This is a genomic window from Pseudomonas sp. No.117 (assembly GCF_054558395.1).
The window spans coordinates 586928-608085 of record NZ_BAAJNP010000004.1; the positions used below are offsets into that span (position 1 = coordinate 586928).

A 21158-nucleotide genomic window follows, 5' to 3' on the forward strand; every position below is an offset into this window, starting at 1 on the left:
GTCCGCCATGAACCAGCCCCTGACCACCCCGCCGCCCCTCGTCCCCACCCCGCCGGCCATTTCCGCCTGGCCTGATACCGACGCGCTTTACCAACGCTTCGATGCCCTGGTCAAGCAACCCATGCGTCCCCTGCGACGGGACGCCCTGGCCAAGGTCATGGGCTATTTCGACGAGCGTTGCCAGGGCTCGCGGCGCCTGGGCGAGGAGGCCAAGCGCTTCATCCCGGGCGGCATCCAGCACAACCTGGCATTCAACTATCCCTTCCCGCTGGCCATCGCCCAGGCCGAGGGCGCCCACCTCACCGACGTCGATGGCAATAGCTACATCGACTTCCTCCAGGCCGGCGGCCCGACCCTGCTGGGCTCCAATCATCCGGGCGTGCGCGATCAGGTCCAGCGGATCCTCGCCGAGTGCGGTCCGGTGACCGGGCTGCTGCACGAGTACGAGGTCAAGCTCGCCGAGCTGGTCTGCCAGAGCGTTCCCGGCATCGACCAGGTGCGCTTGCTCGGCTCGGGCACCGAGGCGGCGATGGCCGCGGTGCGCCTGGCGCGGGCCTACACCGAACGCCGCTGGATCATCAAGATCGGGGGCGCCTATCACGGCTGGAGCGACCAGTTGGTCTATGGCATGCGCCTGCCCGGCACCGGCCGGATGGAAGCCCTCGGCATCCCGCGTGGCGCCACCGCCCATACCCAGGAAAGCCCGCCCAACGACCTCGACGCCCTGCGCCGGCGGCTACAGTTCAATCGCCTGCGAGGCGGGACCGCGGCGGTGATGGTGGAGCCCTTCGGCCCGGAGAGCGGTACCCGCCCGGTACATCCGGAATTCAATCGCGAGGTACGCAAGCTCTGCGACGAATTCGGCGCCCTGCTGATCTTCGACGAGGTGGTGACCGGCTTCCGCGCCGGCATGGGCGGCGCCCAGGGCTACTTCAAGGTGATCCCGGATCTCACGGTGCTGGGCAAGTGCCTGACCGGTGGCTATCCCATGGCCGGCGCCCTGGGTGGCAAGGCCGCCGTCATGCAACTGCTGGTGGGAGGGATCGGCACCTCGTCGAAGCGAGCCTTCGTCGGCGGCACCCTGTCCGCCAATCCGCTGTGCTGCGTGGCCGGCTATTACGCGCTCAAGGAAATCCAGCGCCTGGACGCGGCCGGCCAAGCCGGCCGCGCGGGTGACCGCCTACGCCGGGGGCTCGACGAAATCATCCAGCGTCGCAACCTGCCCTATGTCGCCTACAACCTCGGCTCCATCGTCCACCTGCAGACCTCCGGAGTGCTGCTGCTAGACACCAGCAATCCGCTCAAGCTGCTGCGCGTGCGCAACGAAGCCAAGGCGCGCAAACACATGATGGAGGAGATGGGGGCAGCCTATACCGCCCACGGCCTCATCACCCTGGCCGGCAGCCGGATCTACACCAGCCTAGCCGATACCGATGCCGTGATCGACGACGCCCTGGAGCGCTTCGACCAGGTGTTCCAACTGGTATGAGGCCCACCATGAAAGCCGAATTACGCCAGCAATGGCTGGACCTGCAGCAACGCCTGACGCGCCAGGGCGAACGCGCGAACCTCGCCCTGTCCGTACGGGTGCCAGGCGCGGCGACGCTCTGGTACGGCACCTTGACCGACGCCGTCCCCGGCGAGATCGAGCTGGGCCGGACCACCGGCCTCGCCGCGGAGCACGCCCTCGTCTACCGCACGCGCGCGGACATCGGCGCGATCATCCAGGGCGGTGGTCGCTACGGACAGCACGTGGTGGACTTCGGCGGCCGCCTGCCGGAGCTGTTCGACGAGCAGGCGCGGCACCTCGGGCGCATGGCACCGGCCGTGGACCGCGCGAGCGAGTTGCCCGCGGCCCTGGCCGAACGGGGCAACGTTCAGCTGCTGGCCGGCCAGCCGCTCTGCCTGGGCACCACGACCAGCCGGGCGGCGCTCAATGCCGACCTGTTCGAGAAATGCGCCAAGGCGTACACCCTCGCCCGGGCCACGGGAACGAACCTTACCCGGTTGCCCTGGTGGGTGGTGCTGATCGCCACTCGCCGCCTGCACCGTGACCAGCGCGCTGCCGCCCAGGCCTTCGTCCAGGGCCGATTGCCAGCGGAAAGCCGCGGCTACTAGCCGTCCATTCGAGGTACATCGGCATGAGCACCCTCGCACCGTCCCCGTCGCGCCAGATCTGCGCCGCCCTGTTGCTGGGCTCCCTGGCGTTGCTGATTCTCGGTCTGCAACCCCTGCTGCTGGGCGAATTGTTCACCAGCGGACGGGCCACCCTCGACGGCCTGGGCCTGGTCGCGATGGGCGAGATCGTCGCTCTGGGCCTGGGCGTGATCGCTGGCGAGGCGGTGGGGCTACGCCTGGGGTTACCGCGGGTACTGGTACCCGCGAGTCTGCTGGCCATCGCCGCCGACCTCGCCAGTGCCCAGGCCAGCGGCGATCTTCTGTTGCTGGGGCTACGAGCCCTGGCCGGGTTGGGCGAAGGCCTGCTGCTGTGGGCCGCAGTGGCCCTGATCGTCCGCCAACCCGCGGCGGAGCGCCTGTCAGGGCTGTTCATGGCGCTGCAGACGCTGTGCCAGGGGCTGCTGGCGGCGGTCCTGGCGCTGTGGATCCTGCCGCGTCTGGGTAGCGCGGGCGGCTTCGTGCTGCTGGCCGCGGTCACCGCGCTTGCCCTGCCACTGACCGCGGTCCTCCCGCGTCGTCTGGCGGCGGTGGAAACCGTCCAGGCGGCCACCCCACGCCGCAACTGGAGTCCTGCCCAAGCCCTGCTGCTGGCCTTCGTCGGCATGCAGCTGGCAGCCGTCGGGGCCCTCTGGGCCTATCTCGAACCCTACGGCGAGGCGCTCGGGATGCGCGCAGCCGAGGCCCAGTTGCTCATCGCGGCCACTTTCGGCACCCAGTTGCTCGGCGGCCTGACCAGCGCGCTCCTGGTGACCTGCCTGCCGGCGGCCACCACGCTGGCCTTGGCCACCCTGCTGCTCGGCAGCCTGGCGGTGCTGATCTATGGCCTCGACCCCGGCGCATACCTGACCTTCGGGGCGCTCTGCCTGGTCTTCACCTTCGTCTGGCAGACCCTCACCCCGTTCCAGATCAGCCTGGCTCTGCGTCTGGACCCCACCGGGCGGGTCGCGACCCTGGTGCCCTCGCTACAATTGCTCGGCAGCGCCGCCGGTCCGGCCCTCGCCTCGCTCTGGCTGGAGGGCGCCGAAGTCCGGCCCGCCGCCCTGACCAGTGCCCTGCTGGCGATCGGCGCGCTGGGACTGGCCGCGCTGCTGGCGCTCAGCGCCCGGGTCACCCGGCCGTCGATGTCGTGGCGTTGGCAGCGCCCTGGCTGACCCTTGCCCACCCCACTCGTCGCCTCCTTCGCCCTGCGGAGCTCCGCCATGCACGCGTCCCTGACCACCCCGCCGTCGCCCCTCGTCGTACACCACGACCTGCACCGCCTCTTCGCCGCCCAGGGTCCGCGCGCCCTGGTGTTGCGCTCCTCCACCGCCGCGGAGCGCCTGGTCCTGCTGCAACGCCTGCACGGCGCCCTGGTACGCCGACGCCAGGCGCTCTACCGGGCGTTTCGCGATGACTTCGGCAAGCCCGAGGTGGAGGTCGAACTCTCCGAGATCATGCCGGTACTGGAGGAAATCCAGCATGCCCGTCGGCACCTGCGCCGCTGGATGCGGCCGCGGCGGGTCCGGCCAACCCTGACCTCGCTGGGTTGCTCAGCGCACGTCCATAGCCAGCCGCGGGGGCGCTGCCTGATCATCGGCCCCTGGAACTACCCCGTCTCCACCCTCCTCGGCCCCCTGGTGTCGGCGCTGGCGGCCGGCAATACCGTCATGCTCAAACCGTCGGAATTCACCCCGGCGGTCAACGCGGTACTTCGCGACCTGCTGGCCGAGGCCTTCGAGACGGACACCGTGGCGCTCTGCGAGGGCGCCGTCGACACCGCCCAGGCCCTCTTGGCACTGCCCTTCGATCACTTCTTCTTTACCGGCTCGACCGCCGTGGGACGCCTGGTGATGCAGGCCGCTGCCCAGCACCTGGCTTCGGTCACCCTGGAGCTGGGCGGCAAGTCGCCCGCGATCATCGATGCCAGCGCCGATCTGGACGCCGCCGCGGAACTGCTGCTCTGGGGCAAGTTCCTCAACGCCGGTCAGTCTTGCGTGGCCCCCGATCATGTCTTCGTACCCCGCCGACTGCTGGCCGCCTTCAACGCTCGCTGCCGCACGATTCTGCTGCAGCGCTACGGCAAGGATCCGGCCAGGAGCCCCGATTTCGCCCGCCTCATCCACCCGCGCCACACCCAGCAGCTGGCGACCCTGCTGAGCGAGGCCCAGGCAGCGGGTGCACGGCTGGTGTACGGCGGCGAGCACGAGGTCGCGGGCTGTTACCTCGCGCCGACCCTGGTGGATTGTTCGGACACCGCCAGCGCCCTGGATAGCCAGGAAATCTTCGGCCCCCTGCTGCCAGTGATCGCCTACGATGACCTGGACGAGGTACTGCAGCGCATCGACGCCGGCCCCAAGCCGCTGGCCCTCTACCTCTGGAGCCGGGATCGCGGGGTACAGCGGCGTGTCCTCGCCCGTACCAGCTCCGGCAGCGTCGGCCTCAATCTGTGCATGCAGCAATACACCCAGCTCCACCTGCCCTTCGGTGGCGTCAACCAGTCCGGCAGTGGCAGCGCCCATGGCCAGGCCGGCTTCCGCACCTTTTCCCACGAGCGCAGCGTGCTCGCCGCCGGTCCGTTGCTGGCGATCCGCCTGCTGCTGCCGCCCTACTCGCCGCTCAAGTTGCGCCTCGCGCAATGGGTGTCCCGGCTGACCGGTGGTGGCTAGCGAGGGCCTGACCGGCGCACCATCCGCCGGGAATGACGCTTCCAAGGATGCAAGACCGGCGCACCAACCCTTAGAATGACCGGGCTGCCGGCTGAGGCCGTGCCGATTCGTGAATGGCGTGGTCGAACGCCGGCACGGATGACCCTTGCACGTGAATTCTATTTGGAGCGGTGAGCTGAACGATGGGCTTTGAGCAACTAGCTGAACTACGCGACCGCCTGCGGGCCGAAAAAGCGCAGGTAAAGACCGAGAGCAACGAGCGGCCGGCGCGGAGACCTTCACCGAAAGCCAAGCCCCGCGAGCACAAGCCCCGCGAGCAGGATCCGGTGGTCGAAGGCATCCGCCGGCTGCAGAAGCAATTCCCGCTGGCCTTCCCGGTGAATCCCGCACCCAAGGTGCCGCTCAAGGAAGGCATCCTCAAGGACGCCGAGCAACACCTGGAGCGCCTGGGCATCACCGGCGAGCAACTCAAGCAGGCGATCGCGACCTGGTGCCGCGGCACCCGCTACTGGGCGGCCATGACCGAAAATGCCCCGCGGCTGGATCTGCAGGGCCAACCGGCCGGCACCGTGACTGCCTCTCAGGCGGTCTATGCCAAGCAGCAGGCTCGCCGTCAACGCGCCCAGGCCCGTCGTGAGCAGGCCAAGGCGAAGGCGGAAACGGCCGCACCGGTCGAAGCCGAAGCGCCTGCAGCGGCCGAGGCCGGCGCCGCCCCGGCAGACGACACTTCCGCCTGAGGCACCCTGCCCCTGTCGGCCTGACAGGGGCAGCCGTTCCAGACGCCCGCCGCGCTAGGACCGGCGTCCCGGCAATTCGATCCGCATGACCGTGCCGCCACCCTCGCGCCCTAGGGCGACGATACGCCCCTGATGCGCCGCGCAGATGGCGCGGGCGATGGAAAGACCCAGTCCGCTTCCACCCAAGTGCCGCGCGCGGGAGCTGTCGGCACGCCAGAAGCGATGGAAGACCCGTTCGCGATCGGCCTCCGGAATGCCCGGACCGCGGTCGCGAAATTCCAGTACCACCCCTTCGGCCAGCGACGCCTGGACTATGTCCAGTTCGCCGCCCGCTGCTCCGTAGCGCAAGAAGTTTTCCAGCAGGATAGTGAGCAACTGGCCGAGCCGATCGCGGTCGGCGAACAGCGCCTGCCGTGGATCCAGGTCCAGTCGTACCTGGATGGCCTCGGCCTGCAGCTGGGGGGCGAACCAGGCCAGCCGTTCCTCCACCAGCGCCGCCAGTACGAAGGGCCGCTGGTCCAGGGCCAGTTGCCCGGCTTCGGCCAGCGACAGGGTGTGCAGATCGCCCACCAGGGTATTGAGCAGATCGAGCTGGCGCTTGACCATCTGCAACTGCCGGGCGTCGGCGGGAAAGACCTCGTCGAGAATGCCCTGCACCCGCACCGAAGCGGCGTTCAGCGGGGTGCGCAATTCATGGGCGAGGATGGCGCTGGAATCGCGCACGTCGCGTTCGTATTGCTGCAGTCGCGCGGTCAGGCTGTTGAAGTCCAGGGCCAGCCGGCGCAGCTCGGCAGGCGCTGTCTCGCTCATCTCGAGCCGGGTGTCCAGCTTGCCCGAGGCGACCTGGCGCGCCGCCGCGGCGATGGCGGAGAACTCGCTCGACAGCGGTCGCGACAGCCGGAAACCCGCGAGCAGGATCAGGGGCACGGCGGCCAGCACCAGGCCTGCCAGCACCCACCAGTCGCGGCTGGCGATGCCGGGCAGGAAGTAGCGCACGGGATAGTAATGGCTGAACAGCTGCCATAACCGGGCCTCGTTCTGCTGCGGATCGGCGCGTAGCTGGAGGATCTCCGCGCGCGCGAGCTCAGGCACCTGGCGCAACACCCACCAGTCGCCGAACAGGAACCAGAGGTACATGCCGGCGGCGATCAGCAGCACCGCGCCCAGCGCCAGCAGACTCATCCGCCAGCCGACCCAGCGCCCCAAGGGCGCCTGCCCTTTCATGCGAAGCGATAGCCGACAGCGCGCACCGTCACCGGCACCCCGGGAATGCCCGCGGCTTCCAACTTGCGCCTGAGATTGTGCAGGTGGGTGTCCACCACCCGCGCCAGGGCCTCGCTCTCCGGGAGGCAACGCTCCAGCAGCTCCTCGCGGGTAAAGGCCTTGTGCGGGGTGCGCATCAAGGTCGCGAGCAGGCCGAACTCGGTGGGCGTCAACTCCAGCGCGCAGGATTGCCCGCCCTGGTCGACCAGGGCACTGAAGCTTTCCAGATCCACCGCGAGGGCGCCATGCCGCAACCAACGCTCGTCCCGTGGGGCCTGGTGGCAGCGGCGCAGCACGGCATGGACGCGTGCCACCACCTCCTTGGGGTTGTAGGGTTTCACCACGTAGTCGTCGGCGCCATAGCGCAGCGCACCGAGCTTTTCCGGCTCGTCGCCGATGGCGGTCACCATGATCACCGGCGTATCCCCCGCACGCCGGATCTGGGCCAGCACCTCGGTGCCGCCGAGGCGTGGCAGCATCAGATCCAGCAGGACCAGGTCGGGCTGCCGACGCTGGAAGAGCTCCAGCCCCTGGCGACCATCCTCGGCGAGCACCACCGCGAAGCCGTCGCGCAGCAGATAGGCCTCCAGCACGCTGGCACTGTCGGGGTCATCCTCGACGATGAGTATGAGTTTGTCGCTCACGTCCGCTCTCTTGATCGAATCTCGACAATTCGCCGAAGGAATCTTGATCCGGTGTTCCTAGGCTGGTGACCAGAGCCTGAAGCCCGGTCCTACCGCCATGCCTGCTACCCTCGCCGCCGCCAGCCGTTCGCTCCTGCTCACCAGCCTGCTGAGCCTGGCGAGCTGCTCGCTGATTCCCGCTTATCAGCGCCCGGCGCTGCCGATCCCGGTCGAGCAGGGCGAGCTGCAGCGAGAGATCCTCCCGCCCGCCGCGGCCAGCGACCTCAGCACCGACGAACGCCAGTTGCTGGCTGCGGTAAGCGACGAAGACCTGTTGCCCGCGGTGGTGTCCCAGGCGCTGGCAGGCAACCGAGACTACCGGATAATCCAACTCAGGGTCGAGCAGGCCCGCGCTCAACTGGCGGGCCGCCAGGCCGAACGTTGGCCGACCCTGGGCCTCAGCGTCCAGCGCCCACGCCAGCGCTTCGCCGATCCCGCCCTGGACGAGCGCTACCAGCAGGACCTGGCGACCGCGACCCTGGAGGTCGATGCCTTCGAGCTGGATTTCTTTGGCCGCCAGGCCAGCCTCGGCGAGGAAGCCCGGCACCAGTTGCTGGCCAGCCGCTACGGCCAACAGGCCGCACGAGGCGCCCTGGTCGCCGAGGTAGCCCGGCTCTTCCTGCTGGCGCGAGAAGCCGACGCTCAGGTCGCCAGCGCCCAGGCGATGGAGACGCTCAGCGAGCAGCTGGTGCAGCGGACCCGCGCCCGCATCGCCGCCGGCGACCTGCCTGCCGCAGCCCTGGAGCCGCTGAACCAGACCGCCCTCGACGCCCATCAACTCACGCGCCAGCGCCTGAGCCAGCGCGCCGACGCCTATCAGGCGCTGGCCTGGGTGACCGGCTATCGCCTGGCCCCCGCGCCAGGCGCCGCCCGCCCCCTCGCCAGCACACCGCCGGCGTCCCCTGGCGAGCTGGCCAACCTGCCGTCCACCCAGCTGCTTGAGCGCCTCGATGTTCGCGCTGCGGAAGAGCGGCTGCAGGCCGCCAATGCCAGCATAGGCGCGGCCCGCGCCGCCTTCTTTCCCAGCATCCGCCTGAGTACCGCGGTGGGCCTGGCCAGTCCGCAGCTGCAGGACCTCTTCAGCGCCGGCCACGGCTTGCGCCTGCTCACGCCGTCCCTGTCGCTGCCACTGCTTGACGGGGGGCGCAACCGGGCCAACCTGGACGCCGCCACCAGCGCGCGCGACCTGGCGCTGGCCACCTACGAGCGCACCTTGCAGGACGCCTTCCGCCAACTGGCGGACGGCCTCGAAGAGCGGCGCCTGCTGCTCACCCAGTGGCAGACGCTGGAGGCCCGGATCCAGCTGAATTACCAGCGGGACCAACGCCTGGCGCACCAGTGGGAAGCCGGCGCCGGCGACCCCACCACCCGGCTGCAGGCGGAGCTCGAAGCACTGCGTACCAGCGAAGCGCTGCGCCAGACCGACCAGGCGCTGCGCTTCAACCGCCTACGCCTGTACCGCGCCCTGCACGGGCTGGACAACCCTTCCGCTACCTGAGGACCTGCCATGAACACCCGGCTCTTGTTCCCGCTGCTGCTCTGCCTGCCCCCTCTGGCCACCCAGGCCGCCGATACCTCTCCCTGGGGCGATCACACCGACGTCAGCCTCGGCCTGGTGGCTGGTGCCGTCAGTCGTTACATGGGCTCGGCGGACTACCGCCCGCAGTTGCTACCCCTGGTGGTCGTGCAGCGCGGCCTGTTCTTCGCCGACACCACCCGCGGCCTCGGCCTGCAATGGCAGTCGGCCCAGGGCCTGACCCTGAGCGGCGCCCTCAACTACGACCTCGGGCGGGACGACCGCGACAACGCCTCGCGTCCGGGCGCCGACCGCCTCAGAGGCATGGGCGAGGTTGAGGGCGCCACGGTGTTCGATCTTACCCTGAGTCAGGCCCTGGCTCCCTGGCTCAGCCTCAATGCCGAGGGCGAATGGCGCCTCGCCGGCGCCCAGCGTGGCACGAGATACCGCCTGGGCCTGGAAGCCATAGGCCTGCACACCGAGCGCGACACCCTGGCCCTGGACCTGGACGCCCATGCGGGTGACAGCCGCTTCAACCAGACCTACTTCGGCGTCACCGACGCCCAGAGCATCGCCAGCGGGTTCGCGCCGGCCCGTATCGATCGAGGCCTCTATGCCTATTCCGCGGCCCTGAACTGGTTGCACACCTTCGATCCGCACTGGAGCTCGGTCGCTACCCTGACCACCACCCACTACACCGACCAGGTGCGTGACAGCCCCTTGCTCCAGCGGGCCACCGCCACCACTGCCCAGCTCGCCCTGACCTACAGTTTCTGATTCTGGAGCTCGTCATGCCCGGCCCGCGTCTGTTCTCCGCCTTCTCGCTGCTCCTGCTGCTCCCCTTGCTGGGCGGCTGCTCGCCCGATTCCCTTCCGGAAGCGGAGCCCGTACGGACCGTGAAACTCGCCGCAGTTGGCAGACTGAAGCCTCAGTCACCGCTGCTGCCCGGTCTCATCCGCCAGCCGCGCACCACGGCGCTGAGCTTCGAGAACGGCGGTCGGGTCGTGCAGGTGGCTGTCGAGGTAGGCGCCCGGGTCAAGGCCGGACAGGTGCTCGCCGAGCAGGACGCCGAGCCCGCCCGGCTGCGCCTGGAGCAGGCCAGCGCCCACCTGCAGGCCGCTCGGGTGGAGCTGGACCAGCGCCGGGTTGGCCAGCGCCGGGCTCACCAGCTGTTCGCCGATGGCAACCTCGCCAGAGCCGAACTGGAAGCCGCCGACGCCGCGCAGGGCACCGCGCTGGCGCAACAGCGCGGTGCCGAAGCCGAACTGGCGTTGGCCCGGCGCGCCCTGGAGCGGACCCGCCTGGTGGCCCCCTTCGCCGGCCAGGTCGTCACTCGGGTAGCCGATCCGTTGCGTCTGATCAGCGCCGGCGAGCCCCTGCTGGGCCTGCAGGCCGAAGGTAGCCGCCAGGTGGTGGTGCAGATCCCGCTCAGCCTGGCGGACAGGCTGCAGCCGGGGGCCCGGGCCCAGGCTACATCCACCGCCGGCGGCGCGTCCCTGGCGCTGAGTCTGGTAGGGATTTCGCCAAGAGCGGATCAGGGGCTGCTGCAGGAAGCGGTGTTCGCCCTGGATACCGCAGCGCCAGCCCTGCCCAGCGGCAGTCTGCTGGACGTCCGCCTGGCGGATGCGGCGGACAGCCACCTGGCCATTCCGCTGGGCGCGCTGCTGCCAGGGCAGACCGGCACGGCGGGCCAGGTCTATGTCTACCAGGCAGACACGCAGCAGGTGAAGCTGCGTGGGGTGACCCTGGTCGCCCTGCAGGACGGCCAGGCGCTGATCGACAGCGGTCTCGCGGAGGGCGAGCAGATCGTCGTGGCCGGCGCCGCCTTCCTGCGCGCAGGCGAACACGTGCTGCCCTACCGGCCTATCACCGTCCTGACCGGGGAGTAGGCCATGTCCCTGACACATTTCGCTCTGAATCGCGGGCGACTGGTGCTCTTCGTCGCCGTCGCCCTGCTGTTGGGCGGCCTCTATGCCTTCCTCGACTTTCCGTCCCAGGAGGAACCGAGCGTGACGGTTCGCGACGCCCTGGTCAGCGTCGCCCTGCCCGGCCTGCCCAGCGACCGCGTGGAACAGCTGCTGGCCAAGCCTCTGGAAGATCGGCTACGTGAGCTGCCCGAACTCAGGACCCTGGTCACTACCCTCAGACCGGGCCAGGCCATCCTTCAGCTCACCGCGCGGGATGACGTCAAGGATCTGCCGGCCCTCTGGCAAAGGGTGCGAAACAAACTGGCCGAGGTCGCACCCGGTCTGCCCGAAGGTACCCAGGGCCCGAGCCTGGACGACGACTTCGGACGGGTGGCGGTGGCCTCCATCGCCGTGACCGCGCCGGGTTTCTCCCCGAGCGAGCTGCGCACCGAGGTGGAACGCCTGCGCCGGGCGCTCTACGCGCTGCCCGGCGTCGAACGCATCGCCCTCTACGGCCTGCAACAGGAACGCCTGGTCCTCGAGCTGGATGCCACCGCGCTGGCCCGGCTCCGGCTGCCGCCACAGGCCCTGCTGGAGCAGTTGCGCACGCGTAACCTGCTGGTCACTGGCGGCACTCTTCACCTGGGCGAGCGCGACCTCAGCCTTTCCATCAGTGGTGAGGTGCCGGACCCGGCCGCATTGGCGGCGCTGCCGATCCAGCTGCCTGATGGTGCCGCCGTCCCCCTGGCCACCCTGGCACAGATCCGGGTCGCGTCCGAGCAGCCGCCGCGCAGCGCCGCCTTCTATCGCGGCGAGCGGGCCCTGGTCCTGGGTATCGCGATGACGCCCGGCCGCAACGTCGAGGCCTTCGGCGCCGAGCTGCACGACCGGCTCAAGGCACTGGAGGGAACGCTACCCACCGGCTTCGCCCTGCACCGGGTGACCTTCCAACCCGAGGTGGTGCACCACGCCATGGAGCGCATGCAGCATGTGCTGATGGAGACCATGGTGATCGTCATGGCCGTGGTGATGCTGTTCCTCGGCTGGCGCCTGGGGCTCATCGTCGGCGCCATCGTGCCGCTGACGGTACTGGCCACCCTGCTGGTCATGCGCGCCCTGGGTATCGAGCTGCAGACGGTGTCCATCGCCGCCCTCATCCTGGCCCTGGGTCTGCTGGTGGACAACGGTATCGTCATCGCCGAGGACATCGAGCGACGGCTACGCGCCGGCGAGGCACGGCGGGACGCCTGCGAAGCGGCCGGCCGCACCCTGGCCATCCCGCTACTGACCTCCTCCCTGGTGATCATCCTGGCGTTCTCGCCGTTCTTTCTTGGCCAGACCAGTACCAACGAGTACCTGAGATCCCTGGCCGTGGTCCTGGCGCTTACCTTGCTCGGCTCCTGGTTACTGAGCCTGACCGTGACGCCCCTGCTCTGCCTGCGCCTGGTACCCGACCCCACCCATGCCAGCCCGACCTCCGGCAGCGTCCTGCATCGCGGCTATCGGCGGCTGCTGGAGACCCTGCTGGGCCACAAGCTGGCCTACCTGCTGGCCATGCTCATGCTCCTGGGCCTGGCCACCTTCAAGGTACTCAGCCTGCCCTACGACTTCCTGCCGCCTTCGGATCGCCACCAGTTCCAGCTCCCCATCCAGCTGGAACCTGGCACCCCAGCCCAACGCACCCTGGAACTCATGCAGGATTTCAGCCGCTGGCTAGGCACGGAGGCGGATATCGTCGAGAGCATCGGCTACGTCGCCGACGGCGGCCCGCGCATCGTCCTGGGGCTGAATCCACCGCTGCCCGGTCCCAACGTCGCCTACTTCACCGTGACGACCCGCCCGGACGCCGATCTGCAACAGGTCATGGCCCGGGTCGGTGAACACCTGTCGCGGCAGTACCCCGAGGTCCGCGCCCAGCCCAAGCGCTTCTCCCTGGGCACCACCGAAAGCGGTCTGGCGGTCTATCGCCTGAGCGGGCCGGACGAAGCCGTCCTGCGTCAGCTCGGCGCCCAGCTCGAAGACCTGCTCGGCGCGGTGCCCGGGACCCGCGACATCCAGGACGACTGGGGTCCGCGGCTGCTGCGCTACCAGGTGGAGGTCGACCAGGCCCGCGCCCGCGCCGCGGGTATCGACAGCCGGGATCTGGCCCAGGCGCTGCAACTGGCGGGCGATGGGCTGCCAGGCGCACAGCTGCGCGATGGCCAGTATCCCGTCGACATCGCGGCCCGCAGCCGCACTCCCGGCACCTCGCTGGATAGTGTCCTGGTCTATCCCCATGGCGGCGGCGAGCCGCTGCCACTGGCCGCGATCGCCCGGGTCGAACTGGCCAGCGAAGCCGGCGTAAAGGTGCGCCGCAACCTGGAGCGGACCCTCACCGTCAGCGCGCGCAACCCAGGCATGACCGCCGCCACCCTTGTTGCCACCCTCGCACCCCAGTTACCCACCCTGCGACTACCGCCCGGCTACCGCCTGGAACTGGGCGGCGAGATCGAAGACTCCGCTGCGGCCAACGATGCCCTGCTGCGCTACCTGCCGCTGGCCGCCGTCGCCATGCTGCTGCTCTTCCTCTGGCAATTCGATTCCTGGCGCAAGGTACTGATCATCGTCGCCGGCATTCCCTTCATCCTCATCGGGGTCGCCCTCGCGCTTTGGCTGAGCGGCCATCCCTTCGGCTTCATGGCCACCTTCGGATTGCTGTCCCTGGCCGGCATCATCGTCAACAACGCGGTGCTGCTGCTCGAACGCATCGAGACCGAGTTGCAGGCTGGCAAGCCGCTGACGCCCGCGTTGCTCGATGCCGCGAGCGAACGCCTGCGGCCCATCATCATGACCAAACTCACCTGCATCCTCGGTCTCATCCCGCTGATGCTCTTTGCCGGTCCCCTATGGACGGGCATGGCGATCAGCATGATCGGCGGCCTGGCCCTGGGCACCCTGGTCACCCTGGGGCTGATCCCGGTGCTCTATGGGTTGCTGTACGAGCGACGCTGACCGGGCCTGCGGGCGCGGTGGCGGGCCGCTTCGCTGGTGTAAATAGCCAATGACGTTATGCTGGAGGAGATCCGTGGCCGCCTTCGCGTGCGGCTGCCCCTCGCCGCGGTGCCACGTCGCGCGCGCCGTCAAGGAATGCCTCATGACCAGACTCCCGTCCCCACCGGAGGCTGTCCCGCTTCCCCCGCTCATCGTGATCGGTGCCTCCGCCGGCGGCATCAGCGTCATCCAGCAGCTGTTCGAAGCCCTGGGCGCAGAGCTGCCGTTCGCCTTCATCGTGCTCCAGCATCTCCCGCCGGGCAGCCCCAGCGGTCTGGCGGGTCTGCTCCAGCACTGGACGGCGATGCCGGTCCAGGCCGCCGAGCGCGGTACCCGCCCCCTGCCCACGCGGGTCCATCTGCCCTCCCCCGACGACATCCTCACCCTGGAGGATCGCTGCTTCCATACCCGCCCCGCCGCAGGCGGACAGCGGCGCCCTGGAACGGATGCCATCGATGCCTTTCTGGAGAGCCTGGCACCCCCGGAGGCCGCCCGTACCGTTCTGGTGATCCTGTCCGGCAGCGGCATGGACGGCACCGCCGGCGCTGTCCACATCCGGCAACGCGGCGGTACGGTCATCGTCCAGGATCCGCTCACGGCGGCCTACGAAAGCATGCCGAACGCCATCGTCCGACGCGGTTTGCATCACCTGGCCCTGTCCATCGGCGATATCGCCCGTTATCTCATCGGCTGCGCCGCGCCGGATCACCCTTGGCCGGAGGCGACGACGCAGCAGATCCCCCTGTCGGCCAACCTGGAGCATATCCTTGCCCTGATCCGCCGCCAGGCCGCCTTTGACTTCAGTGGTTACAAGGCCTCCCCCTTGCTCTGGCGCATTCAGCAACGCATGGATATCCGTCGGGTCTGGGGCTTCAGTGACTATGCCGCCCTGCTCGAGGACGATCCTGCGGAGCTGGTGGCCTTGGTCAAGGGCATTCCCGTCCACGTGACCGAGTTTTTTCGTGACGCCGATGTCTGGGACAGGCTGCGCGAAGACGTCCTGTTGCCGCTCCTCAGCCGGTCGGAAAGCGAGCCGGTGCGCATCTGGATTCCGGCCTGCTCCACTGGCCAGGAGGCCTATTCCATGGCGATGCTGCTGGAGGAACTGCGCAGCGCGCACGGGTGCGGGCGCCGGACCCAGCTATTCGCCACGGAGCCGGTACCCGAGACGCTAGCCCAGGCCAGCCGTGGCCTCTATCGCGGCAACGAACTGGCGACGCTATCCCCGGCGCGTCGAGAGCGGTTTTTCTACACGGTCGATGGGGCCTATCGGGTCAAGCGCTGCCTGCGCGAGCGCATGGTGTTCGCCGCCCAGGACCTGCTGCTCGATCCACCGCTGGCGGCGATGGACATCATCAGCTGTCGCAATCTATTGATCTACCTCCAGCCGGAGACCATCGCCTTCGTCCTCAAGGTGCTGCACAGCGCCTTGCGGCCGGGCGGCTATCTATTGCTCGGCAAGAGCGAAGCCTATCCGCTGACGCGTTACGGCTTCGAACCGGTTGCCCTGCGCTGGAATCTACATCGCAAGGCAGGGCCGCTGCCAGGTCAACCCCCCGTCCTGCCGCGCCGACGGTCCAGCCGGGCCATGCGCGCCGTCGAAGCCGAACGCAGCGCCTTGGAACAATTCGAACTCCCGTCGGTGCTGATCGATGTCGAGGGGCAGGTACTGCGGGTCTACGGCAACACTCAAGCCTTTCTCGGTCTCGCTGCTGGCGAACCAAGCTATCGGCTGCTGGATCTGGTTCCCCGTACCTGGGTCGCGCATCTACGCCACCACCTCAGGGGTGCACTGCACGGCGGCGGTGCGTCGCTGGTGGCCGGTTTACCGGATCGATTCGACGCCAGCCTGAGCGTAACGCTGCGGATCACGCCGCTGGATGGCCCCGGGCAACGTGATCAGGTGCTGGTGTCCTTCCTCCGCCAAGGCGCCGACCTCGTACAGCCCGAGCACGCGAGCGGATCGGAGCCTGTCGCGGCCGTGACGGAAGCGGACTGGCGCGAAGCGATCCGCTTCTCCCAGGAAGAGCTGGAGGCCTCCCGAGAGGAACTGCAGGCTCTCAACGAAGAAATGAACGCCTTGAATGACGAGCTCAAGGACACCAATGAACATCTGCAACTGAGCAACGAGGATTTGCAGCGGGCGAACGGCTCGCTCCAGGAGCATATCGAACAATTGCAGATGCAGCGCCGCATGCTGTCGTCAGGCTCGGTGATGACCTTGTGCCTGGATGACGCCCTGAGGATCCGCTGGTTCACTCCGGCCATGAGCGACCTGTTGCCCTTGAGGCGAGCCGATACGGGGCGTCACGTCCAGGATCTGGTGCCGAAATTCCAGGATCCGAGCCTCTTCGAGGACATCGCGCTCGTCCTGCAGAACGGCGAGCCCCTGACCGAGGTCGTGCAGTCCGACCAAGGGCGTTGGTTCCTGCGGCGGATTTGCCCGGATCCCGGCGACAGTCAGCCCATCACCGGCGTCGCGATCACCTTTGCCGACATTACCTTGCGGACGCAGGCGGAACAGGCGCTGCGTCAACGTGAGCGTGAGCTGAGGCGCAACCAACAATGGCTAACGGCGCAAAACGAAGCCTTTCAATCCGCCATGAAAGGCGAAAGCCTGAGTCAGTCACTGGGCATTCTCGTCCGCGCCCTGGTAACCGCGGCAGGTGACCAACGCCGCTGTGCCTTCTATCTGGCCCAAGGCGGCACTCTGACCCACGTAGTGGGCATGGCAGAAGGCTATGCGCAGGCGGTTGAGGGCTTCATCATCTCCGAGGATTCGCTGTCCTGCGGACTCGCCGTCGCCCGCGGCCAGCCCGTGATCACGCGCGACGTGCTGGCGGAGCCGCTGTGGAAGCCCTGGTCCTGGCTGGCCCGCCGCTATGATTTCCGTGGCTGCTGGTCCTTTCCGGTCAAGACCGCCGAAGGCAAGAGCCTGGGATCCCTGGCCATGTATTTCCAGCACCCCCAGCTTCCGGACGCCATCGATTTGGAACTGGCCGCCGCCTTCACTCACACCGCGGCCATCATCATCTGGCGCCACCTGCAACCGGATGGCGAAACCTCCGAGGCCAAGAATGCCCGCGTCCTGGCCAGCCACTGAGCTCTGGACGTCCGGACGAAATGTCCTGTTGCCACGGGTGAGTCCAATCTACCAAATGCTTGCCATCGTGTTCGTTGCAGAACGGATGCACTGGCCTCAACCGACGGCAGGCTAGTCACTCCCCAGGGTCGGCCAAGGCTTCAGGAGCTACAGGTCCGCCTGGCGCAGAAGCTGTGCCACGAGTAGAAGCGCTCCAGGGTAATGCTCAGCCGACGATCTTGAAGACCCCCTTCATCAGGGTGCGATGCCCGGGGAAGCTGCAGAAGAATTCGTAGGCCTCGTCGCTCTTCAAGGCGCCCAGGGAGAAGGTCACGCTGTCGGCTTCGCCACCCCCTATCAGCCGGGTATGGGCGATGACGCGTGAATCCTTGGGTTTGAGGTAGTCCTGGTCGAACCCGGCGCTGCCACCGTCCGCATCGATGGCCTCGGCATCACTGGCCTTGGCCAGCACCCAGTTATGCCCCATCACGCTCTTGGGCATGTTGCCCGAGTGGGTCAGGTGCAGCGTGAAGGTCTGGCAGCTGCGACCAGCCTCGAGCGTCTGGACGCTGTAGGTCATCATGTCGGTGCCGTCTATCGTCGCCTCGCAAGAGGCCGCCTGGGCGCCCAGAGCGAAGGTGGCTAGGGAGGCAAGGCTGAGGATACGGAGCAGCATGGGGTAATCCTTGATCAAGGCTGGAGACGAAGAAACTGAAGCTGGGGATCGGCCTGGATCTGGCGCTCGGTGAACGGCAGCTCTGGCCAGGCCTGGCGGGAAAACAGCAGCGTCTGGTCGCGGAAGTGCGCCGAGCGCGGATCGCTCGACTGGGAAAAGGCCAGCAGACCCCGCGCCTGGGGGCCATCCGCGGTGAAACGCACCAGCTGGATATAGCTGCTGCCCGACACCACTTCGCGATGATCGCCCCGCGCCTCGCTCTGGATGGCGTTGTAGATGCCCAACTGACCATCGCCTCCGGGAATGGCGATACCAGCGCTGCGTTGCACCTCTCCCCAGAGCCGGGACGTCCGTTCAGCGAGTGCCTCCGTCAGCCAGCGCGCCAGGCGCTCGTCAGCCCCCGCGCGGTCGAGCGCTATCCCGGCGGGCGTGTGCAGCGGATCGGCGGGATCGAAGGGACGCCGCCACAGGCTGGCATCCGCGGTCAGCCGCCGCATGACGCCGGCGAAGACCTGCAGCCCCGGTCCGGCCGCGACATTTGCGGTACCGTCCCAATCGGCCAGCTCCTGGCAGGCGGTCCGTACCGCCGGCACGCGAGTGGGCCGGGCACAATAGACCAGTAGATCCGGCAGCACCCAGTCACGGCTGGCCACGCTATTGGCCGTCACCAATTGGCGCAGGTCATTGGCGCTGATCCGAGGCATGGCAACCAGCCGCGACAGCGCATAGCGCGTGCGACCGCCGAGAGGTTCACCCGCGCGACTCACCAGCGGCGAGAAACCTTCCAACGGTCGGGCCGGGTCGGTCAACCAGGCACTGTCATTACTGTTCTGCAGGACGCCGGTGCCGGACAACTGCGGTTGCAAGGCCGCCGGGACGATACCTGGTTGACGCGCCTGCGGATCGCCGCGCCAGGCACAGGCCGCGAGATCACCGCGCAGGCCCGGCAGGCCATGGGCCGCCAGCTCGGGCAGCAGGCAGGTCTGCAGCTGTGCGGCATCCAGATAGGGCACCACCGATAGATCGAGGTAGGTGACCTGGCCACGGTCGTCCGCAGCCAGGGTATTGACCCAGGGAATGCCCTGGCGGGTGGCGACCGCCCGGGTCAGGGCGGCGGTGCTATCGGCGCGGTTGATGGCATCCCACTGGGCGAGCACCCGGGTGTTGTCCAGGTTGGCGTCGCGCAACGCCCAGGCCTGGGTGGCGGTCTCCTGCAACTGCCCTGGCACCCGGATCAGCGGACCGAAGCGCGAGACCCAGACGGTGCGCTCGAGGGTCCTGATCTGGCCACTGGGGTCTCGTATCGCAACCTTCACCCTGTCCTCGCGCAGGGGTAGCGACTGATCGTCGACCCGATAGTGTCGGGGCCGTAGGGGATCCAGGGCGAGCCGATAGAGGGTGAAATGCGCGGAAGTATCCACGGTGTGGGTCCAGGCCAGGTGCCGGTTGAAACCGATGTTCACCAGCGGCAAACCTGGCAGCGCGGCACCCATGACATCGAGCTGGCCCGGCAGGGTCAGGTGCAGTTGATAGAAACGTAATGCGCCTTGCCAGGGAAAATGCGGATTGGCCAACAACAGGCTGCGTGCCCCGGCAGCGCGGTCGCTACCAACGGCGACCGCGTTGCTACCGCGCTCCTGGCGCAATCGACGAGAGCCGGCCTGCAGATCGGCCACGGCCTTCTCCGCTGGCCCCGTTGCTTCGAGCGGCACGGTCGCCATGGTGAAGGCCTCGCCGAACTGGCCGAGCCCGCCCTCCACCAGTAGGCGCCGCGTCAACCGGAGCAGATCCGCGCGCACCAGCGGTCGTACCCAAGGCTGGTCGGTACAGCCCAGCGGGCTGGTAGGCGCCTGCACATAGCGATTGAAACCGGCGACATAGCCATCGAGGCGGGCGATCAGGGAAGCGGGTTGCGCCTGGTCGAACTGTCGCACCCGGTCCTCGCTGTTGACCCAGGTGAAGAGCACGTCGGACGCGAGATTGGGCAGCCCGGCCGAATTGGCCCCCTGCTCGCCTAGATAGCGCGAGCGCTCGCCCTGGGCGGTCATGGCTTCCTCCAGGAGCAGGCAGGCGTTGTCGCGGGCGTAGGCATAGCCGATACCGAAGCCGAGACCGCGCTCGTCCGTCGCCCGGATGTGCGGGATGCCGTACTGGGTCCAGCGGATCTCCACACCCGGGTCCGCCGCGGCCAGCGCGGTGAAAGATCCGAAGCCCAGCAATGCGGCCAACGGGAAGTAGCGGAATGAAAAACGCACGGAGGCGATACCTGCAAAGCTCGACTTGATGCAGAGCAAACGAGCGTTTGGCAGAAAAATTTAAACTAGCCCAGGCGGTTAGCGTCTCTAGCGCAGCTCTGGTGTAAAGAAGCTGAAAAATAGCCCCAAGGCCTTTACGGTTTCCCCCTGAAACCGGTTAGCCTTGCCCCCTTTCCTCGCCTACCCGACCTTTCCGACCATGACGCCTCCCGCCGGACCTTCCGAGCAAGACATCGCGGACGCCGCCGTCGACTGGTGCATTCGCCTCCACGACACCGACTGCACCGCCAAGGACCGTGCGGCCTTCGAGCACTGGCTCGCCCTGGATCCGCGGCACCGCCAGGAATATCAGCGGGTGGAGCGCACCTGGCAGCTCAGCGGGCTGATTCCGGCGCAGGCCAGCCCGGCCACGCGGCGCACCCGGCGACGCAGGCGCAGTCCGCTGGCGGCGGTAGCCCTGGTGATCCTGGGGACCTCCCTCGCTGGCTGGAGCGGTTGGGAACTGGGCTGGCTACCCAATGACTATCACCGTTATCAGGCCGAACACGAGTTGCGTCGGCTGACCTTGCCCGATGGCAGCGAGCTCGAACTCGACCAGCGCTCCACCCTGAGCTTCGCCAACTTCAAGGACCGTCGCCAACTCTGGCTGAGCCAAGGCAGCGCCTATTTCCACGCCAGCCATGACCGGGAACAGCCTTTCCAAGTGAACGCCGGCCAGGTGACAGTCACCGTGACCGGTACCCGCTTCAGCGTCCGCGAGCTGGGCGACGAGGTCCGGGTGACGGTGGCGGAAGGCTCGGTGAAGGTGGCCAGCGGTGCCAATGGCGAAGATGCCATCCTCACCCCCGGCACCCAGGCCCGCTATCGGGCGGGCGTGGCAAAACCCGAGGTCGGCGCGGTAGACCTGGATACCGCCCTGGCCTGGCGCAGTGGGCGGCTGGTGCTCAACGACCTGACGCTGGCCGAGGCACTGCCCCTGATCAATCCCTACCTGGAGCGCCCCCTGGTACTGGCGGATGCCACCACCGGCCAGTTGCGCGTCGGCGGGGTGTTCGGTACCGGCAATCTACCGGCACTGGTCAAGGGACTGCCGCAGATCCTGCCGGTGACGATACAGGCGGAAGCCGACGGCCGGCTGAAGATCGCCCGGCGCGCGTCAGCAGCCAAAGGCCCCTAAATCCGTCGC

At 68.2% G+C, this 21158-nt stretch carries 15 protein-coding genes; 11 read left to right on the forward strand and 4 right to left on the reverse strand.

Annotated features, from left to right (window positions below; translation table 11 throughout):
* The first annotated feature begins 7 nt into the window (after positions 1-7).
* The 5 genes from ACYJP6_RS12580 (at position 8) to ACYJP6_RS12600 (ending at position 5560) form a co-directional block, all read left to right on the forward strand.
* Positions 8-1489, forward strand: a complete 1482-nt coding sequence (locus tag ACYJP6_RS12580) for an aspartate aminotransferase family protein (protein WP_459475308.1) — start codon at positions 8-10, stop codon at positions 1487-1489.
* Between the two features lie 8 nt (positions 1490-1497).
* The gene (locus ACYJP6_RS12585; RefSeq protein WP_459475309.1) at positions 1498-2118 is read left to right on the forward strand and encodes a hypothetical protein; all 621 of its coding nucleotides are present in this window, start codon (positions 1498-1500) and stop codon (positions 2116-2118) included.
* Positions 2119-2141: 23 nt separating this feature from the next.
* Positions 2142-3329 carry a hypothetical protein gene (locus ACYJP6_RS12590; RefSeq protein WP_459475310.1) on the forward strand — a complete coding sequence of 396 codons (1188 nt, stop codon included), beginning with the start codon at positions 2142-2144 and terminating at the stop codon, positions 3327-3329.
* 48 nt (positions 3330-3377) lie between these two features.
* Entirely contained in the window at positions 3378-4823 is a 1446-nt protein-coding gene (locus ACYJP6_RS12595) for an aldehyde dehydrogenase family protein (protein WP_459475311.1), read from the forward strand.
* A gap of 182 nt (positions 4824-5005) precedes the next feature.
* The gene (locus ACYJP6_RS12600) at positions 5006-5560 is read left to right on the forward strand and encodes a ProQ/FinO family protein (RefSeq protein ID WP_459475312.1); all 555 of its coding nucleotides are present in this window, start codon (positions 5006-5008) and stop codon (positions 5558-5560) included.
* A 54-nt stretch (positions 5561-5614) separates the two neighbouring features.
* Here the strand turns inward: ACYJP6_RS12600 and ACYJP6_RS12605 are convergent, their stop codons facing one another.
* Together ACYJP6_RS12605 and ACYJP6_RS12610 are read right to left on the reverse strand one after the other, a co-directional pair.
* A complete protein-coding gene (locus ACYJP6_RS12605; RefSeq protein WP_459475313.1) occupies positions 5615-6784 on the reverse strand; it encodes a sensor histidine kinase in 1170 nt (389 codons plus the stop codon).
* Positions 6781-7467, reverse strand: coding sequence for a response regulator (locus tag ACYJP6_RS12610; protein ID WP_459475315.1), 687 nt, complete (start codon positions 7465-7467; stop codon positions 6781-6783). Before ACYJP6_RS12610 ends, ACYJP6_RS12605 begins: the two co-directional genes overlap by 4 nt.
* Positions 7468-7564: 97 nt before the next feature.
* On the opposite strand from ACYJP6_RS12610, the gene ACYJP6_RS12615 reads away from it, so the two are divergent.
* The 5 genes from ACYJP6_RS12615 (at position 7565) to ACYJP6_RS12635 (ending at position 17062) form a co-directional block, all read left to right on the forward strand.
* Complete coding sequence (locus ACYJP6_RS12615) at positions 7565-9004, forward strand: TolC family protein (protein WP_459475316.1); 1440 nt, start codon at positions 7565-7567, stop codon at positions 9002-9004.
* Positions 9005-9013: 9 nt separating this feature from the next.
* A complete protein-coding gene (locus ACYJP6_RS12620) occupies positions 9014-9799 on the forward strand; it encodes a MipA/OmpV family protein (RefSeq protein ID WP_459475317.1) in 786 nt (261 codons plus the stop codon).
* Positions 9800-9813: 14 nt separating this feature from the next.
* Complete coding sequence (locus tag ACYJP6_RS12625) at positions 9814-10911, forward strand: efflux RND transporter periplasmic adaptor subunit (protein ID WP_459475318.1); 1098 nt, start codon at positions 9814-9816, stop codon at positions 10909-10911.
* A 3-nt stretch (positions 10912-10914) separates the two neighbouring features.
* Positions 10915-13920 (forward strand): efflux RND transporter permease subunit, encoded by a 3006-nt coding sequence (locus tag ACYJP6_RS12630; RefSeq protein ID WP_459475320.1) that lies wholly within the window; start codon positions 10915-10917, stop codon positions 13918-13920.
* A gap of 73 nt (positions 13921-13993) precedes the next feature.
* Positions 13994-17062 carry a CheR family methyltransferase gene (locus ACYJP6_RS12635; RefSeq protein ID WP_459475321.1) on the forward strand — a complete coding sequence of 1023 codons (3069 nt, stop codon included), beginning with the start codon at positions 13994-13996 and terminating at the stop codon, positions 17060-17062.
* A 205-nt stretch (positions 17063-17267) separates the two neighbouring features.
* Here ACYJP6_RS12635 and azu read toward each other — a convergent pair whose 3' ends face one another.
* On the reverse strand, positions 17268-17717 hold the full coding sequence (gene azu / locus ACYJP6_RS12640; protein ID WP_459475322.1) for an azurin: 450 nt from the start codon (positions 17715-17717) through the stop codon (positions 17268-17270).
* A 14-nt stretch (positions 17718-17731) separates the two neighbouring features.
* A complete protein-coding gene (pvdQ, locus tag ACYJP6_RS12645) occupies positions 17732-19972 on the reverse strand; it encodes a bifunctional acylase PvdQ (RefSeq protein WP_459475323.1) in 2241 nt (746 codons plus the stop codon).
* Positions 19973-20171: 199 nt separating this feature from the next.
* On the opposite strand from pvdQ, the gene ACYJP6_RS12650 reads away from it, so the two are divergent.
* Positions 20172-21149, forward strand: a complete 978-nt coding sequence (locus ACYJP6_RS12650; protein WP_459475324.1) for a FecR family protein — start codon at positions 20172-20174, stop codon at positions 21147-21149.
* Positions 21150-21158 lie beyond the last annotated feature (9 nt).

Coding starts and splice junctions, on each gene's coding strand:
- ACYJP6_RS12615 (WP_459475316.1), top strand. CDS start 7,565: ATGCCTGCTACCCTCGCCGCCGCCAGCCGTTCGCTCCTGCTCACCAGC.
- ACYJP6_RS12625 (WP_459475318.1), top strand. CDS start 9,814: ATGCCCGGCCCGCGTCTGTTCTCCGCCTTCTCGCTGCTCCTGCTGCTC.
- azu (WP_459475322.1), bottom strand. CDS start 17,717: ATGCTGCTCCGTATCCTCAGCCTTGCCTCCCTAGCCACCTTCGCTCTG.
- ACYJP6_RS12650 (WP_459475324.1), top strand. CDS start 20,172: ATGACGCCTCCCGCCGGACCTTCCGAGCAAGACATCGCGGACGCCGCC.
- ACYJP6_RS12630 (WP_459475320.1), top strand. CDS start 10,915: ATGTCCCTGACACATTTCGCTCTGAATCGCGGGCGACTGGTGCTCTTC.
- ACYJP6_RS12580 (WP_459475308.1), top strand. CDS start 8: ATGAACCAGCCCCTGACCACCCCGCCGCCCCTCGTCCCCACCCCGCCG.
- ACYJP6_RS12600 (WP_459475312.1), top strand. CDS start 5,006: ATGGGCTTTGAGCAACTAGCTGAACTACGCGACCGCCTGCGGGCCGAA.
- ACYJP6_RS12620 (WP_459475317.1), top strand. CDS start 9,014: ATGAACACCCGGCTCTTGTTCCCGCTGCTGCTCTGCCTGCCCCCTCTG.
- ACYJP6_RS12590 (WP_459475310.1), top strand. CDS start 2,142: ATGAGCACCCTCGCACCGTCCCCGTCGCGCCAGATCTGCGCCGCCCTG.
- ACYJP6_RS12595 (WP_459475311.1), top strand. CDS start 3,378: ATGCACGCGTCCCTGACCACCCCGCCGTCGCCCCTCGTCGTACACCAC.
- ACYJP6_RS12585 (WP_459475309.1), top strand. CDS start 1,498: ATGAAAGCCGAATTACGCCAGCAATGGCTGGACCTGCAGCAACGCCTG.
- ACYJP6_RS12605 (WP_459475313.1), bottom strand. CDS start 6,784: ATGAAAGGGCAGGCGCCCTTGGGGCGCTGGGTCGGCTGGCGGATGAGT.